Origin of the sequence: Streptomyces sp. NBC_01260 (assembly GCF_036226405.1) — a bacterium.
Lineage (GTDB): Bacteria > Actinomycetota > Actinomycetes > Streptomycetales > Streptomycetaceae > Streptomyces > Streptomyces laculatispora.
Genome location: NZ_CP108464.1, coordinates 898,989 through 914,003, shown reverse-complemented (window position 1 = coordinate 914,003; position 15,015 = coordinate 898,989). Strand labels below are relative to the sequence as shown.

12 protein-coding genes and 8 pseudogenes are annotated in these 15,015 nt (G+C 70.3%); 13 read left to right on the top strand and 7 right to left on the bottom strand.

What is annotated here, in order from left to right:
* Window positions 1-16: 16 nt before the first annotated feature.
* From OG322_RS04175 to OG322_RS04140, 8 genes and pseudogenes are all read left to right on the top strand, one after another.
* Window positions 17-2,005, top strand: coding sequence for a prolyl oligopeptidase family serine peptidase (locus tag OG322_RS04175; protein ID WP_123464077.1), 1,989 nt, complete (start codon window positions 17-19; stop codon window positions 2,003-2,005).
* Window positions 2,002-2,946 (top strand): S66 peptidase family protein, encoded by a 945-nt coding sequence (locus OG322_RS04170; protein WP_329306049.1) that lies wholly within the window; start codon window positions 2,002-2,004, stop codon window positions 2,944-2,946. Before OG322_RS04175 ends, OG322_RS04170 begins: the two co-directional genes overlap by 4 nt.
* Before the next feature lie 214 nt (window positions 2,947-3,160).
* On the top strand, window positions 3,161-4,960 hold the full coding sequence (locus tag OG322_RS04165; protein ID WP_124286121.1) for a CocE/NonD family hydrolase: 1,800 nt from the start codon (window positions 3,161-3,163) through the stop codon (window positions 4,958-4,960).
* A 127-nt stretch (window positions 4,961-5,087) separates the two neighbouring features.
* Window positions 5,088-5,327 (top strand): LapA family protein, encoded by a 240-nt coding sequence (locus OG322_RS04160; protein ID WP_123464082.1) that lies wholly within the window; start codon window positions 5,088-5,090, stop codon window positions 5,325-5,327.
* A 34-nt stretch (window positions 5,328-5,361) separates the two neighbouring features.
* Complete coding sequence (locus OG322_RS04155) at window positions 5,362-5,916, top strand: GNAT family N-acetyltransferase (RefSeq protein WP_123464084.1); 555 nt, start codon at window positions 5,362-5,364, stop codon at window positions 5,914-5,916.
* Window positions 5,871-6,065, top strand: coding sequence for an acyl-CoA dehydrogenase family protein (locus OG322_RS04150; protein WP_329307703.1), 195 nt, complete (start codon window positions 5,871-5,873; stop codon window positions 6,063-6,065). The genes OG322_RS04155 and OG322_RS04150 overlap by 46 nt, the downstream gene beginning before the upstream one ends.
* A gap of 48 nt (window positions 6,066-6,113) precedes the next feature.
* Window positions 6,114-6,242: pseudogene (locus OG322_RS04145) on the top strand (CoA transferase); the annotation flags it as partial.
* A gap of 88 nt (window positions 6,243-6,330) precedes the next feature.
* Window positions 6,331-6,507: pseudogene (locus OG322_RS04140) on the top strand (alpha/beta hydrolase); the annotation flags it as partial.
* Between the two features lie 117 nt (window positions 6,508-6,624).
* Here the strand turns inward: OG322_RS04140 and OG322_RS04135 are convergent.
* The 5 genes and pseudogenes from OG322_RS04135 to OG322_RS04115 form a co-directional block, all read right to left on the bottom strand.
* Window positions 6,625-7,188 carry a DJ-1/PfpI/YhbO family deglycase/protease gene (locus OG322_RS04135; protein WP_123464086.1) on the bottom strand — a complete coding sequence of 188 codons (564 nt, stop codon included), beginning with the start codon at window positions 7,186-7,188 and terminating at the stop codon, window positions 6,625-6,627.
* A gap of 234 nt (window positions 7,189-7,422) precedes the next feature.
* Window positions 7,423-7,602: pseudogene (locus tag OG322_RS04130) on the bottom strand (plasmid stabilization protein); the annotation flags it as partial.
* Window positions 7,603-7,924: 322 nt separating this feature from the next.
* Window positions 7,925-8,947 carry an iron-containing redox enzyme family protein gene (locus tag OG322_RS04125; RefSeq protein ID WP_241200291.1) on the bottom strand — a complete coding sequence of 341 codons (1,023 nt, stop codon included), beginning with the start codon at window positions 8,945-8,947 and terminating at the stop codon, window positions 7,925-7,927.
* Window positions 8,944-9,237: a CDGSH iron-sulfur domain-containing protein gene (locus OG322_RS04120; RefSeq protein ID WP_123464088.1), complete on the bottom strand. Its 294-nt coding sequence runs from the start codon at window positions 9,235-9,237 to the stop codon at window positions 8,944-8,946. The genes OG322_RS04125 and OG322_RS04120 overlap by 4 nt, the downstream gene beginning before the upstream one ends.
* Window positions 9,218-9,903 (bottom strand): annotated as a pseudogene (locus OG322_RS04115) (HemK2/MTQ2 family protein methyltransferase). Before OG322_RS04115 ends, OG322_RS04120 begins: the two are co-directional and overlap by 20 nt.
* Before the next feature lie 291 nt (window positions 9,904-10,194).
* Here OG322_RS04115 and OG322_RS41485 point away from each other — a divergent pair.
* Together OG322_RS41485 and OG322_RS04105 are read left to right on the top strand one after the other, a co-directional pair.
* The gene (locus tag OG322_RS41485; RefSeq protein ID WP_443066525.1) at window positions 10,195-10,329 is read left to right on the top strand and encodes a hypothetical protein; all 135 of its coding nucleotides are present in this window, start codon (window positions 10,195-10,197) and stop codon (window positions 10,327-10,329) included.
* 44 nt (window positions 10,330-10,373) lie between these two features.
* Window positions 10,374-10,544 (top strand): annotated as a pseudogene (locus tag OG322_RS04105) (endonuclease); the annotation flags it as partial.
* Window positions 10,545-10,868: 324 nt separating this feature from the next.
* On the opposite strand, the gene OG322_RS04100 reads toward OG322_RS04105, so the two are convergent.
* A complete protein-coding gene (locus OG322_RS04100) occupies window positions 10,869-12,392 on the bottom strand; it encodes a catalase (RefSeq protein ID WP_123464092.1) in 1,524 nt (507 codons plus the stop codon).
* A gap of 827 nt (window positions 12,393-13,219) precedes the next feature.
* On the opposite strand from OG322_RS04100, the pseudogene OG322_RS04090 reads away from it, so the two are divergent.
* A pseudogene (locus OG322_RS04090) lies at window positions 13,220-13,528 on the top strand (aldo/keto reductase); the annotation flags it as partial.
* A gap of 108 nt (window positions 13,529-13,636) precedes the next feature.
* Window positions 13,637-13,759: pseudogene (locus OG322_RS04085) on the top strand (LLM class F420-dependent oxidoreductase); the annotation flags it as partial.
* 375 nt (window positions 13,760-14,134) lie between these two features.
* Here OG322_RS04085 and OG322_RS04080 read toward each other — a convergent pair.
* A complete protein-coding gene (locus OG322_RS04080; protein WP_123464094.1) occupies window positions 14,135-14,488 on the bottom strand; it encodes a DUF6204 family protein in 354 nt (117 codons plus the stop codon).
* Between the two features lie 165 nt (window positions 14,489-14,653).
* Here OG322_RS04080 and OG322_RS04075 point away from each other — a divergent pair.
* Window positions 14,654-14,979 (top strand): annotated as a pseudogene (locus tag OG322_RS04075) (arginase family protein); the annotation flags it as partial.
* Window positions 14,980-15,015 lie beyond the last annotated feature (36 nt).

The following is a 15,015-nucleotide window of genomic DNA, read 5'->3' as shown; positions in this document are numbered from 1 at the left end:
CTCGGGAGAATCGAACATGGCAACCACAGGGGCCTACGGAAGCTGGCCGTCACCGATCGACGCCGCGCTGGCCGCCTCGCGGGACGGCCGGCCGGAGTACGTGGAAGCGGTCGGCGACGAACTGTGGTGGACGGAGCCGCGCCCGGCCCAGGCCGGCCGGCGCGCCCTCGTCCGACGCCTGGCCGACGGAACCACCGCGGAGCTGCCCGCCCCCTGGAACGTCCGCAGCCGCGTCATCGAGTACGGCGGACGGCCCTGGACCGGTACGGAGCGCGCCGAGGGCGGCCCGCTGATCGTCTTCGTCCACTTCGACGACCAGCGGCTCTACGCCTACGAGCCGGACGGGCCGGGCGAACCATGGCCGCTCACCCCCGTCTCGCCGGTCGGCGGCGGACTGCGCTGGGCCGATCCGCGCCTGCACCCCGACCGGGGCGCTTCGGGCGAGATCTGGTGCGTCCTGGAGGAGTTCACCGGCGAGGGACCCGGCGAACTGCGCAGGCTGATCGCCGCCGTGCCGCTCGACGGATCGGCGGCCGGGGACAGGTCGGCGGTACGCGAACTCTCCGACGGCCGACACCGGTTCGTCACCGGACCCGAGCTCTCGCCGGACGGACGGCGGGCGGCCTGGATCGCCTGGGACCACCCGCGGATGCCGTGGGACGGCACCGAGGTGATCGTCGCGGACATCGGGGACGACGGTGTGTTCCACGCCCCCCGGACCCTCCTGGGCGGTCCGCAGGAGTCGGTGCCGCAGATCCAGTGGACCGCGGGTGGACAACTGCTCCTCGCCAGTGACCGCAGCGGGTGGTGGAATCTCTACCGTGCCGATCCGGACGGCGGGGTCGCGGTGGAACTCTGCCCCAGGGAGGAGGAGTTCGCCGGACCGCTGTGGAAGATCGGCCTCAGCTGGTTCCGGCCGCTGGAGAACGGGCTCATCGCCACCCTGCACGGCAAGGGGGCCACCACGCTCGGTATCCTCGACCCGGAGACCGGCACTCTCGTCGACATCGCGGGACCCTGGACCGCATGGGCCGAGACGCTCGCAGTACAGGGCAGCCGGGTCATCGGAATCGCCGCGAGCCCGCACAGCGCGTACGAGATCGTGGAGCTGGACACCTCGACCGGGCACACCCGGATCATCGGAGCGCCGCACGAGGACGCGGTCGACCCCGCCTACTACCCCGAGCCCGCCGACCGCACCTTCACCGGTCCGGGCGGCCGGGAGATCCACGCCCACATCTACCCGCCGCACAGTCCCGGCCGGACCGGCCCGGCCGGCGAGCTGCCGCCCTACGTCGTGTGGGCGCACGGCGGCCCCACCGGCCACGCCGCGCTCGTCCTCGACCTGGAGATCGCCTACTTCACCTCGCGCGGCATCGGCGTGGCCGAGGTCAACTACGGCGGCTCGACCGGTTACGGACGGGCCTACCGCAACCGCCTGCGCGAACAGTGGGGCGTCGTCGACGTGGAGGACTGCGCGGCCGTCGCCGGGGCGCTCGCCGCCGAAGGCACCGCGGACCCGCACCGGCTCGCCGTCCGCGGCGGCAGCGCCGGCGGGTGGACCGCCGCCGCCTCGCTGACCGGCACCGACGTCTACGCCTGCGGCACGGTCATCTACCCCATCCTCGATCTGACCGGCTGGGGCACCGGGGAGACCCACGACTTCGAGTCTCAGTACCTGGAGTCCCTGGTGGGCCCGCTTGCCGAGGTCCCCGACCGCTACCGCGAACGGTCGCCGATCACCCGCACCGACCGGCTCACCACGCCGTTCCTGCTGCTCCAGGGGGAGGACGACCCGATCTGCCCGCCGGTGCAGTGCGAACGCTTCCTGGCCGCCGTGCAGGGGCGCGGCATCCCGCACGCCTACCTCACCTACCCGGGCGAGGGCCACGGCTTCCGCCGCGCCGAGACCATGATCAGTGCGCTGGAGGCCGAGCTCTCCCTGTACGCCCAGACCTTCGGCATCGAACGGCCCGACGTGCCGCGGCTGGAGCTGCGGAAGTGACCCTCGTACCCCTCACCCGCCCCGCCCGGCTGCGCGCGGGCTCCAGGGTCGCCGTCGTCTCGCCGAGTGGACCGGTGTCCGTCGACCGCCTGGAGCCCGGCCTCGACGTCCTGCGCGGCTGGGGCCTCGAACCCCTGACGATGCCCCATGTCCTGGACGTCCATCCGGAGCTGGACCATCTCGGCGGTACGGACGAGGCGCGTGCCCGGGATCTCCAGGACGCCTGGTGCGATCCGTCGGTCGACGCGGTGATCTGCGCCCGGGGCGGGTACGGGGTGCAGCGCATGGTCGATCTGCTCGACTGGGCGGCGATGCGGGCCGCCGGGCCCAAGGTGTTCGTCGGCTACAGCGACATCACCGTGCTCCACGAGGCGTTCGCCCTGCGGGCCGGGCTCGCCACCCTGCACGGCCCCATGGTCGGTGCGGAGACCTTCCTCAAGGACCCGCGCACCCAGGAGTCCCTGCGGGCCACCCTGTTCGAGCCCGAGACGGTACGGACGCTGGGACTCGAAGGAGCGGGGGCCCTGGTGCCCGGCCGGGCCCGGGGGATCACCTACGGCGGCTGCGGGCACCTGCTGGCCGCCGACCTCGGCAGCCCGCACGCCCGGCGGTCGGCCCGCGGCGGGCTGCTGGTCATCGAGGACACCACCGAGGACCCGTACGGCATCGACCGCATCCTCACCCAGCTGCTGCGGGCCGGGGCGCTCGACGGCATCGCCGGGGTGGCCTGCGGCTCCTGGGCGGGCTGCGGGCCGTACGCGAAGGTGCGGGCGGTGCTCGCCGACCGGCTCGGCGGCCTCGGCATCCCTGTCGTCGAGGAGCTCGGCTTCGGCCACGGCCCCACCGGGCTGACGATTCCGCTCGGGGTGCCGGCCGTGCTGGACGCGCCCGCGGACGGCGGCCGGGCGACCCTCACGGTCGAGGTATCGGCGCTGGTCTGAGCGGTGCGGGCGGGCCCCGCGCGCCGAACCGGGCGTCGATGCGAAGAAGTTGAGCAGCCTTCACGAAACGCCGTCCGGGGCGTTGACACCGCTATGACCTGTGTCACAGCATGAGCGCGCCCCAGTACTTACTGGTCGGTAAGGCGCCCTCGGTGTGGAGGTCTTCGTGTCGCGTGCTGTTCCCGGCTCCCGTTTCCGGTCCCGGTCCCGGTCGATGTCGCTGTCCCGCAGACCGCTCGCATTCGTCGCCGGGGCCGCCCTCGCGGCGCCGCTCGCGCTCGCCGGCACCGCACAGGCCGCAACGGCGGCCGCGGGATCCGAATACACCGTCACCCCGCTGAAGTTCACCGTGTCCGCGGGCGGCCGGTCCTGCACCGTGGACGCCGATCTCTACCGCCCCTCCGGCGCAGACGCGCAGCACCCGGCGCCCGCCGTGCTCGCCACCAACGGCTTCGGCGGCAGCAAGTCGGACGGTTCCACCGACGGCATCGGCAAGGCCTTCGCCTCACGCGGCTACGTCGGGCTCGTCTACTCCGGGCTCGGCTTCGGCAAGTCCGGCTGCCTCATCACACTCGACGACCCCGAGACCGACGGCAGGGCCGCCGCGGCCCTGGTCGACTTCCTCGGCGGGACCCGCGCGGCCGACGACGGCACCAAGGCCGGCTTCGTCACCCAGGACGGCCCCGGAGACCCCCGGGTCGGCATGATCGGCGGCTCGTACGGCGGGGCCGTCCAGATGGCGACCGCGGCCGTCGACCACCGCGTCGACGCCCTGGTCCCGCTGATCACCTGGAACGACCTCGGCTACGCACTCGCCCCCAACAACACCGGTGCGGCCGACGGCGTCTCCTCCGACACCGCCGGGGTCTTCAAATGGCAGTGGACCAACGGCTTCTACCTGATGGGGGAGGGGCAGACGATCCTCAGCCCCAGCCTGGACCCCTCCCGGTTCGGCAGCCTGACCTGCCTCCACTTCGCGGCCAAGGCCTGCGACACCGTCCAACTGCTCAACTCGGGCCGCTACCCGGCCGGGAAGACCGCCGCCGTGCTCGACTACGCGCGCAGCGTCTCGCCGGTCTCGTACCTGAGCCGGGTCAAGGCGCCGACGCTCCTGGTCCAGGGCCAGGCCGACAGCCTCTTCAACCTCAACGAGGCCACCGCCACGTACGAGACGCTCAAGGCGCAGGGCACCACGGCCAAGATGATCTGGCAGGCCTGGGGTCACAGCGGCGGCCAGGTGGACGGTGAACTCGACCTGGGCCAGGGCAATCTGGAGAGCAGTTACGTCGGCGGGCGCATCCTCGCCTGGTTCGACCGCTACCTCCGCCACGAGACGAAGACCGGCACCGGACCCGAGTTCGCCTACTACCGCGACTGGCAGAGCGGCTACGGCACCGCGGCCGCCGTCCCGGGCCTCACGCAGAAGATGTACCTCTCGGGCGACGGCAAGCTCGTCGACAACCGCTCCAAGGTCTCGCGCGGCAGCCGCCAGTACACCAACTGGCTGGTGCCCACCAGCCACTCCGAGAGCTCGCTCGCCGGTCTCGTCGGCCTGCCCGACCCCAAGCCGTACGACACCAAGGGCACCTACCTCGGCTGGACCAGTGCCCCGCTGACCTCCGCCGTCGATGTCGTCGGCGCCCCCAGGGCGACGCTGAAGGTCGTCTCGCCGAAGACGGAGCGCGTACAGAACAGCGGTGACGCCTCCGACAAGCTCGTCCTGTTCGCCAAGGTGTACGACGTCGCGCCGGACGGCTCCAGGACGCTGGTGAACCGGCTCGTCTCGCCGGTCCGGGTTCCGGACGTGACCAGGCCGTTCACCGTGCAGCTGCCCGGAATCGTCCACCGGTACGAGTCGGGGCACCGGCTGGAATTCGTGATCGCGGCCAGTGACACCGCGTACTTCGGGAACCGCGGCATCAAGCCGGTCACCGTCGTCAGCGCGCCCCAGGACACCGGAGTGCTGGAGCTGCCCGTGGTCGGTGGCACCGTGACCGGTGGCACGGTGAACTGACGCGGTGAGCGCCTGCCGCACTCCTGTCACCCGTATGGGCGTACAGGACCGCCCCCCGGCACCCGGACGGAGCCATCCTGGTGCTCCGGGGGCGCAGGCGCGCCAGGAGCAGGGAAGGGGCCGGTTCATGAGCCCGAAGGATGTGTCGAGCGGCGGGACGAGCCGCACCGGGCCGTTCTCCCCGGCCCGCATTGTGGTCATCGTCATCGCGATCCTGTCGGTGGTGTTCATCGCGGAGAACACCGGCGACGTGACGGTCCGCCTCCTGATCCCGCTGGTGACCATTCCGCTCTACGTGGCCCTGATCGTGATGTTCGTGGCCGGGATGGCCTGCGGCGCCTACTTCTTCCGCAGGCGGCCCAAGTAGCACCGCCCTCCTGCGCGGCACCTACGCTGGGCCGATGTCCGACACCACCTACCTCGCCGAGGGGCCGCGCACGGCGATCCGCCCCTTCACCCTCGCGGATGCCGACGAGTTCACCGCACGGGCCCGCCAGAGCCGCGAACTGCACCGGCCCTGGCTGTTCCCGCCCGCCGATCCGGACATGTACGCCGCGTACGCGGCCGTACTCATCGAGGACCCCACGAAAGCGGGCTTCCTCGTGTGCGAGCGGCACGGTGGCGAGGGTGCGGCCGACGGTGCCATCGCCGGCTTCATCAACATCAACAACATCGTCATCGGCGGCTTCTGCTGCGGCGCGCTCGGATACGGCGCCTTCGCCCACGCGGCCGGGCGCGGGCTGATGGCCGAGGGGCTCGGCCTGGTTCTGCGGCACGCCTTCGGGCCCCTCGGCCTGCACCGCCTCGAAGCCAACATCCAGCCGGGCAACGAGGCCTCGCTCGCACTGGTGCGCCGGGCCGGCTTCCGGCTGGAGGGCTTCTCGCCGGACTTCCTCTTCATCGACGGAGCCTGGCGCGACCACGAGCGCTGGGCGATCACCGCCGACATGCGCTGACGCCTGGCCGGATCCACGGCAAGGAAGGGCCGACCCAGGGCAACGAGATCGAGTACCTCTTCCGCAAGATCCGTATGTTCCGCGTCCTGACCGGCACGTCGGAGATCCAGCGCAACGGCATCGCCAAGCTCCTGGCCTTCAGCGCCTGAACCCGCCGCTGTGCCCCGATTCCCCGCATCCCCGGGAAGGCCCACCCCATGAGCACCACCACACCGCCCACCGCCGGTCCGCGCTGGTCCGCCCTTACCGGAAAACGCGTCCTCGACCTGTCCCGGCTGCTCCCCGGCCCGTACGCGACCTCGATGCTCGCCGACCTGGGCGCGGACGTGATCAAGGTCGAGGACCCGGCGGGCGGCGACCGGGTACGCCCGCTGCACGGCCGGGCAGGGGGCGGTGGGCGTCACCGTCGGGCCGGAGATCGCCGCCACGGTGGAGGAGTTCCTCACCGCGTCCCGGAACTGCGGGGCGGCGGTGGAGGTGATCGACGTACCGAACGGCCACCATGCCTTCGAGACCATCGACCTGACGCAGGAGTCGCGCGACGCGGTACATCGCGGGATGTGTTCGGTGCTGGCCCACTTGGCGGTGTGATCCGGTCCGGAGCGACGACTCGCCGCCTGTCAGGGAGTGGGGCCGCGAGGGGGTGGTGAAGGGCTCCAACGGCTTTCGGCGGCGATCTCGCACAGGCCACCGGCGGCCGGCACGTGCTCATACGACAGAGAGGGCAGCATCGATCTCGTGGAGGAACGGGTCCAGGTCTCCGGGGTTGCGGGACGTGATGAGTGTCCAGCCGCCGGTGTCATCGGTGACCACCGGCTCGTCGGCCCATGTGCCGCCCGCGTTGCGGATGTCCGTGGCCAGCGAGGGGTACGACGTGAGCCGTTTGCCCGCGACGACATCCGCCTCGACCAGGGCCCACGGCCCGTGGCAGATCGCCGCGACCGGGCGTCCGGCCTCCTTGAAGGAGCGGATGAGGTCCACCACCGGGCTCTGGCAGCGCAGCTTGTCCGCGTTCAAGGTCCCGCCCGGTACGAGCAGCAGGTCGTATGCGGCAGCGTCGGCCGCGTCCAGCGTGAGGTCAGGCCTCATGGTCTTTCCGGGGTTCTTGTCGCCGACAAGCGTTTCGATCTCGTCCGTGGACACGGCCGCGATGTCCACTTGGGCACCCCAGCCACGCAGATGTTCGACCGGCACCACGAGCTCGTCCTGCTCGACGCCGTAGTTCGTCACGACGGCCAGTACCTTGCGCTTGCTTCCGTCATTCGCGGTCATCGTCTCTTCCTCTTTCCTGGGGATCAGCTCGCAGTGTGTGCGACCGCAGCCCCCGAATTCTCTGGATGCCCGGACCCCTGCGGCCGGGACCGGACCTGCATTCGAATGGTGGACACTCCCATACGGGCGCGCCCGAGGGGCAGTGGCGCCGGCACATGGGCGGGCCCGCAGCCGGCGTCGGCGGCTCTCTGCTTCTGCGTTCTGTCGACGGGCAACGCGTCAGCTCTTCGCTTAGCGGCCGACAGCCTTGATGTCACGCGTCGACGGCTTGCTTGCCGTCCTGGCCTCGCCCGAGCGCGCGCGCTCCGTGTTGACGGTGCGGGCCGCGATTTCCTTCGCTCGTTTCTCGGACGTACCGTGCTTTTCGGCGCTCTCCCTCACGTGCTCGTAGTGACGCTCGCGCCTTGGGCGCATCCTGCGGGCACGGGGCTCTCCTTGTTTCTCTGTGCCTCTTCTTCGATCTCGGATGCCGGGTGCGGCATGGAGCGGGCCGGGCCCTTTGTGAGAGGTGCCCCCTCCTGCAGACCCGGGTTTCCATCAGTCCACTTCCGAAACATGGTCTCCGCGACGCGAGCGCGACCACCCGAGCGGTCATGCGAAAGCGACCGGCGAGGTGGACGGGCCAAGAAGACGCTGCCCGTGACCAAGGGCGGCACGTAGTTCGTACCGCCCGCGTCGGCGGCGACGAGTAGTCGCAGATCTCTTGGAGGTACGACCGTCTGCCGGCGGCCGGTACTCAGAGTGGTCTGCGCAGACTGGAGCGGCCTTGGCGCCAGGCGGAGAGCGTCTTCTCACCCAGCCGCGCGTCCAGCAGATCCGTCGACTCGATGCCGAAGACCACGTCCGCCTCCAGCCACGGCTCCTCCTCCAGCAACCCGCCGACGACCTCGCGGCGGACCACCTGTTCGTGGACGGCGTCGGCCTCGACATGCTCGGCGTAGAAGTGCACCGCCGCCGCGCCCGCGCCCTCCCGCCGCATCGCCTCCGCCAGTCGCTGGGAGGCCGGCGACGAAGTGACCTCGACCGCGGCGAAGTGCCCCACCAGGGCACCCCGGAGCGCACGGTGCAAGCCGAACATCGACATGAGGTTGACACTCGCCAGCATCCCCTCCGTCGCCACGTCCACGTACCGGCCGTATGTCGTGTCCAGGCCGAGATCCGTCATCAGGTCCGCGAAGAGCCGGGAGTGCATCCGGCCGGCCGAGCCCGCACCGTACTCGTCGAACTCCACCGCGGCCATGCCCGCCTTGGCCCGGCCCCGCAGCCGGGGGATCACCCAGGCATGGGGATCGGCCTCCTTGAGGTGGTAGAGCGAACGCTGGGCGGCGTACTCCCGCAGATGCCACAGCTCTCCCTCGTCCCGGAGGAAGTGCGACACTCCCGTGCCGTCCAGCGGCTCGACGAGGATCCCGGCGAATGCCTCGTCGGCGCTGCGGGAGCGGGTTTCCGTGTCTGCACGCAGTGCTTCCAGGAATCGGTGTTCCAGTCCCGCTCGCAGCCCGAGAAGCGCGGGGTTCCATTCCCAGGCGGGGTCGACGTCGTGGAACCCGCGGTAGTGCAGTTCGTAACAGAGGTAGAGCGCCAGGTGCAGGTCCTCGCTGTACGGATCGGTCTCGTCGACGGCACCGTCCGACGGCAGGGGGCCTTCGCGACCAGGACGGGCGCGCAGGGCTCGGAGGACTCCGTCACTGAGGATGCCGCGGCCCGTCGGCAGGATGGGCTCACGCGGGCGCACATCCGCGTTCTGCGCCGTTTTCACGTGCCGTACTCCTCACCGGGACCATCTCGTCCCGTCCGCTCGTTCTCCGCTGACGCCGGGCCTCCGGACCGCGGGCCGCGCACGGCGGAGCCTTTGACTCTGCGGCGGTGGCTGGTGTCGCACCAGGGATAGGCACGGCTGCGCCGGCAGACGCAGAGAGCCACGGTGAACCGGTCCGAGGTCACCGTGCTCCCGTCGTCGAGGGTCACCTCGACCGGGCCATCGAGCAGTACCGGCCCGTTCTGCGTCGGGGTCACCCTCCGCCGCCCGTTACTCGATGCGTTCGGCACGGATGATCACCAGCTCTTCCTTGTCGTCACCGGACGCGATCAGACCGCAGCCCAGCAGCCACTGCCTCCGCGATGCCAGTACGGGTCCGAAGGGAACGGAGCGGCGATCGGTCACCTGGGCCGACAGGCCCGCGCGCTCCAGCCTTTCCAGGGTCGCGGGCACCCCGCAGAGGGCCGAGTGAACCAGGAGCAGCACTCCGCCGGGCCGGAGCAGACCGGCTGCTCCGGCACACAGCCGGTCGATGACCAGGCGGCCGTCGTTCCCGGCATCCCACGCTCTGGCCGAGCCCCGCCGGGGCGGAGCGGCATCCGGCGCGGGCACATAGGGCGGATTGCTGAGGATCAGGTCGAACCGTCTGCCGCCCGCGGGAGTCAGCAGATCGCCCCGGACAGCTTCGACCCGCAGCCCGGCGAGCGCCGCGTTCAGGCGTGTGGCGAGGACCGCACGGTGGGTGCGGTCGACCGCGGTGACTCGCGCGCCCCGCCGTGCTGCGGCGAGAGCGATGAAGCCCGACCCCGTCCCGACGTCCAGGACCGACGTTCCGGCGCCGACCCTCTCCCGGCCGAGCGCCTCACCGAGCAGCAGCTGTCCTCCTGGGGCGCGTAGACGCCGCGCAGCACCATCACACGGCCGCTCCGGTGGTACGTACCGAGCAGACCGGGCATCGACTCACCTCGCAACTTCGTCTCGCGAGGCCTTGGCCCCGGAGCGGTAGGAACGCCCGCCGGACGGGCGTAAGCGGCTGGGCCCGCGCCGTGCAGAACGGCGAGTAGGTGTTCCACGGAACACTCACGCCACACCTGTCACCATCGCCCAGTGCCGCCGACAGCGCACTTCTCCCACCGTCCTGGGTCCGCGAACGGTGCGCTCCGGCGGCCGGCAGCTGAAGCCCCAGACTGAAGTGGGCCGCCCGGCCTACGCTGCTCGGCCTCGGCCTCGGGCTCCTGCTCTGCACCATGGCACTGGCGCTGTTGCTGATCCTGCGCGTCGCCCTGCACAACACACTCGCGCTGTGGCCCGTCGGCACCATGGTCGCCTGGTTCGTCATCTGCTGGTTCGTGGTTCAGGTCTGGGCGCGCCATCGCGGGTGACCGATCACTCCTCCCGCACCCTTGCTGCCAGGCGGCGCCGCACCGACAAGAAGGCACTGCAGGGCGCAGAAAGGTTGGGGTTGCCGGCCTCACCGGAGGAACTGGCGGAACAGGCGCGCCCGACAGGTCCTCACGGGCCCGCGGTCCTGGCAGCCGCGCTGGTACGCGCGGCCTTGGACAAGGACATCGGCGCGGACCTATGGGCGCACCCATGACGCAGCGCGGGCCCCGGGTGCCGTTCCGGCAAGCCTCGACCCGCCGGGGCCCACTCCGCCGAGCGCAGTTCCGTCGGCAGGACTTCGCCATCAGGGGGCTGCGCCACCGGGCGCGCCCCCTTGCCAGGTCCGGGCCGGCACCCTGGGCAGTCGCGGCTTCGACAGGCGGGGAGAGGGACCGTGCCGAGGCGTAGCGGCTCACCGTCAGAAAGCAGCCACAGCCCGGGCTGTCGATCGGTACGGCGCGCCACAGGCCGATCGGCCGTATCAACGGCCCCGACGACAGCCGGCACGGGTGGAGACCGGTCGGGTCTTCCTCCGCGATCAGGCCTTGGCCTGCATTCCCCGCCGTGCGGGGTTGCCCTGCTCCGCGGCCTTCGGGTCCTTTTCGTCCGCCTTGGCGCGAACCCCCTGCTTGATGCGTTCACCGATCGTCTTGTCGATGTTGGACCAGTACTCGAAAGCTCGTCGCAGAACAGGCTCGGTGACCCCGTTGAGCAGATGGCCGACGACGTTGTCCACCAGCCGGTCGCGGGCCGCGTCGTCCAGGACCTCGCGCACCAGGGTGCCGGGCTGACCCCAGTCGTCGTCCTCGGCGTGGTCGACATAGGCCGCTCGAGTGATCTCCCCGTCGGCAGACCAGCTCGGCGGGCTGCCGTGCCGGTCGGTGTCGGCCGAGGGCCCGCCCTTCGAGTTCGGGGCGTACACGGGGTCGGTGGTCTTCCGGTACGCCATCGCTCCGTCCTTCGAGTACGTGTTCACCGGAACGACTGGCGCGTTGACGGGCAGCTGCTGGTAATTGCCCCCGATGCGGTAGCGGTGCGCATCCGCATACGAGAACAGCCGCGCCAGCAGCATCCGGTCCGGGCTCGGGCCGATGCCGGGAACCAGGTTGTTCGGCTGGAAAGCCGCCTGCTCGATCTCGGCGTGGTTGTCGGTGGGGTTGCGGTTCAGGGTCATCCGGCCGACCTTGATCAGCGGATAGTCGCCATGCGGCCACACCTTGGTCAGGTCGAACGGGTTGAACCGGTACTCCGCGGCGTCCGCGTACGGCATGACCTGCACGTGCAGCGTCCAGCTCGGATACTCACCGTCACGGATGTGTTCGAAAAGATCCCGTGTGTGGTAATCGGTGTCGGTCGCGGCCATCTGGTCGCCCTCGTGCTGGGTGAAGTACTCGATGCCCTGGTCGGTCTTGAAGTGGTACTTCACCCAGAAGCGCTCGCCCTGCGCGTTGATCCACATGTAGGTGTGCGAGGTGTAGCCGTTCATGTGCCGCCATGTACGCGGGATGCCGCGGTCGCCCATCAGCCATGCGACCTGGTGGGCCGACTCGGGCGAGAGGGTCCAGAAGTCCCACTGCATGTCATGATCGCGCAGGTTGTTGTCCGCGCGACGCTTCTGGGACCGGATGAAGTGCTGGAACTTCATCGGATCCTTGACGAAGAACACGGGGGTGTCGTTGCCCACCATGTCGTAGTTGCCCTCGCTGGTGTAGAACTTCACCGCGAAGCCGCGCGGGTCCCGCCAGGTGTCCGGGCTGCCGCGCTCGCCTGCGACGGTGGAGAACCGGGCGACCAGTTCAGTCCTGGTGCCGGGCTGGAAGACGGCAGCCTTGGTGTAGGCGCTGACATCATTGATCACTTCGAAGTGTCCGAAGGCACCGCTCCCCTTGGCGTGGGGCTGACGCTCAGGAATCCGCTCCCGGTTGAACTGCGCCATCTGCTCGATGAGGTAGGCGTCCTGCAACAGGATCGGTCCGCCGGGGCCGACGGTGAGCGAGTGTTCGTCGCTCTCCACCGGAGCACCGGAATCCGTGGTGGTCGGCTCGCGTGAGGTGTCGGTCATCGGGCTGTCCTCCTGCTGCGTTGTCAGGTGCGCGACGTTGGTCGGATCACGCATGCGATGGGGCGTCTCGCGAGTACGCGCCTAGCCCTGTCTGGATGGTGCCAAACATTGACAGACCGCGCTCTTTGACCGCAGGTGCCGGCACCTGCGGAGATCAACGGCCACGGTCCGGACGGCGCACCGCTGTCGGCCTGCACCCAGCTCAAGGACGACGGCTCCACGAAGTGCGGCTGCTGGATCTACTGCGGGGTCTGCGCCGGGGTGCAGGCTTTCTTCGGGGCGGCAGCAGACGAGCCGGCCGGTCACGCCGAAATGCATCAGAAGCGTGGGTCCACCGGTACAGGCCAGCAGTCATTTCCCGTGGCGTTCGGACGCGTCTCATGCACTCCTCGTGCCGTCTGCTCCAGACAAGTGCGTTCCGGGCCGGCCCGGCCGGCCTCTCGCCAGTGAGGCTGCTGCTCCGCACCATCGCGTCGGCGCTGTGATTGAGCCGCACGGCCTCGCCGGCTTGTCCGGCCCGGACTGCCACTCGCGTCCGACAGGTCGTGCTCCGGATGCGAGGTGGGTGCAAAAGGGTGAACGGGGAGTGGGTTCCGATGCCGGACAGAACCGGTGCCGAGGTCCACGAAGAGCCGCAGGAGGAGCGCGGGGTGGAGGGGTCTCGCGACGTGTGACCGGACAAACTCTCCGGCGGAGCGGTCGACCGGCCTGCCGGTACAGCGGACGGGAAGGCCGACACGTCCGTCAAGCTCCGGGAGGAAAGCCCGAGGACCACGGCACCGGGCCCTCCCACTTCTGCCCCTGAAACGGCGACATCAGGAGTGACTGTGACCTCAGTAGTACCGACCATCACCCTCAACAACGCGGTGCAGATCCCTCAACTGGGCTTCGGCACCTTTCAGATCCCGCCGGACGAGACCCGGGAGACGACGCTGGCTGCGCTGGAGGCCGGCTACCGGCACATGGACACGGCGGAGATGTACGGCAACGAGAAGGAGGTCGGCCAAGCGGTCCGGGACTCCGGTCTCGACCGTGCCGACGTCTTCGTGACCAGCAAGCTCAACAACGGCGCCCATGGGCACGACGACGCCCTTCAGGCGTTCGGCCGCACCATGGAGGAGCTCGGTCTCGACTACCAGCGCGGCGCCCCCGAGCCCCGGCGTCCCGGCTGCGCCACGCTGGGGCAGCCGTCGGTCTGACGCTCCGCGCGACGTGACGGCCAGGTCGGGTCAAGCTGGAGGGGGCGTCCGTCCGTGACCGATGTCGGGTTCACCGAGGTCGCACTCATCCAGGTCGGCGGCGGCCACCAGGAGCCGTTTCTCGGGTGGGCGGAGCAGAAGCTGCTGCCGGCGCTGCGAGAGCTGTGAAGGTGGAAGGGCCACCCGGCAGGTCGGCTCGGCCGTGGCGAGGTGGCTTTCGGGCGTCCGCCTCTGAGTGAAGGCCGCATCTGCGTACGCATCGACGACCGTCTTGCAGGCCGCGCGGTAGTCGCTTGGACCGATCGCACCGATTCGGAGGACGGCTGCCAATGGCCCTTCGCTGGGGCGATGTCGGAGATCGGGCAGCTCCAGCTCTACCAAGCTGAAGCCACGCCGGTATCCAGCGTCGAGCAGCAGCGCCGTTGACTCCTGTTCGGAAGGCCATGGCATTCGCAGCCCCCGTTACGTTGGATATGCGGTGCCATCGGGGCTGAAAGCAGGAAAAACCTGGTCGGAGGTGAGGTAGCAGTCACCGTTGTGGCGTCAGGCCGCCCCCGGCCCCCGCCGCCCCTTGAAGTTGATCTTCATGGTGTCCATGTCCGTCGCGGTGGAGCGCAGTTCGCCATGTCCGTATCCGCGCTCCCGCAGCTCCGTCTCCGCGCGGTCCTCGGCGATCGCGGACGCCATCTCCACGCCGTCCTCGGCGTCCGACACCACCACGTAGCGGAAACTGAAGTGCTTGAGCACCCGGTCGTAGGTGAGCGAGCCCTCCTCGCTGAACGCCATGGCCGCCAGGCCGTGCTCCTCCACCTCGGCCAGCAGCCGCTCCCGTGCCACGTCCGTCAGCCCGGCCCAGGTGCCGCGCACAATCACCCGGTAGGTGTGCTGCGTGCTCATCGTGATCCACCGTCTCTGTCGCGTCCCGCAAACCGCTTGAGCGGCCAGCCTACGGCGGAGAGGATGGGGCGCATCCGGAATATTGTCGCGGTCGACGCACCCTCCAACCTGGAGCTTCGGCCCCCGGCCCCCGGTACCGTGCCAGGCTGCTACAAGCTCGCCGGGCCGGTCGTGACCGTCGGCGAACTCCGCGAGCGGGGCGCCGGGCCGCCGGCGGCAGACATCCTGGGCACTCTGGAGACCCCGGTGCTCGACGGTTCCTGGGTGCACCTGGACGCCGACGTCCGCGACCCCTGGGTCATGCCGGCCGTGGACAGCCCCGACGACGGCGGACTGCTCCCCGCCGAACTGGCCCCCTGCTGCGGACGCTGGTCCGCTCGCCCCGCTGCGCGGGCCTCAACGTCACGGTCTACGACCCCGATCTCGACCCGGACGGCACCGCCGGCGCCCTGCTCACCGACCTGGTGGTCGCCGCTTTTGCCGAAGAGTGACGGCCGATCCCCTGGTCCGTGCGGCCTTCAGCGTGT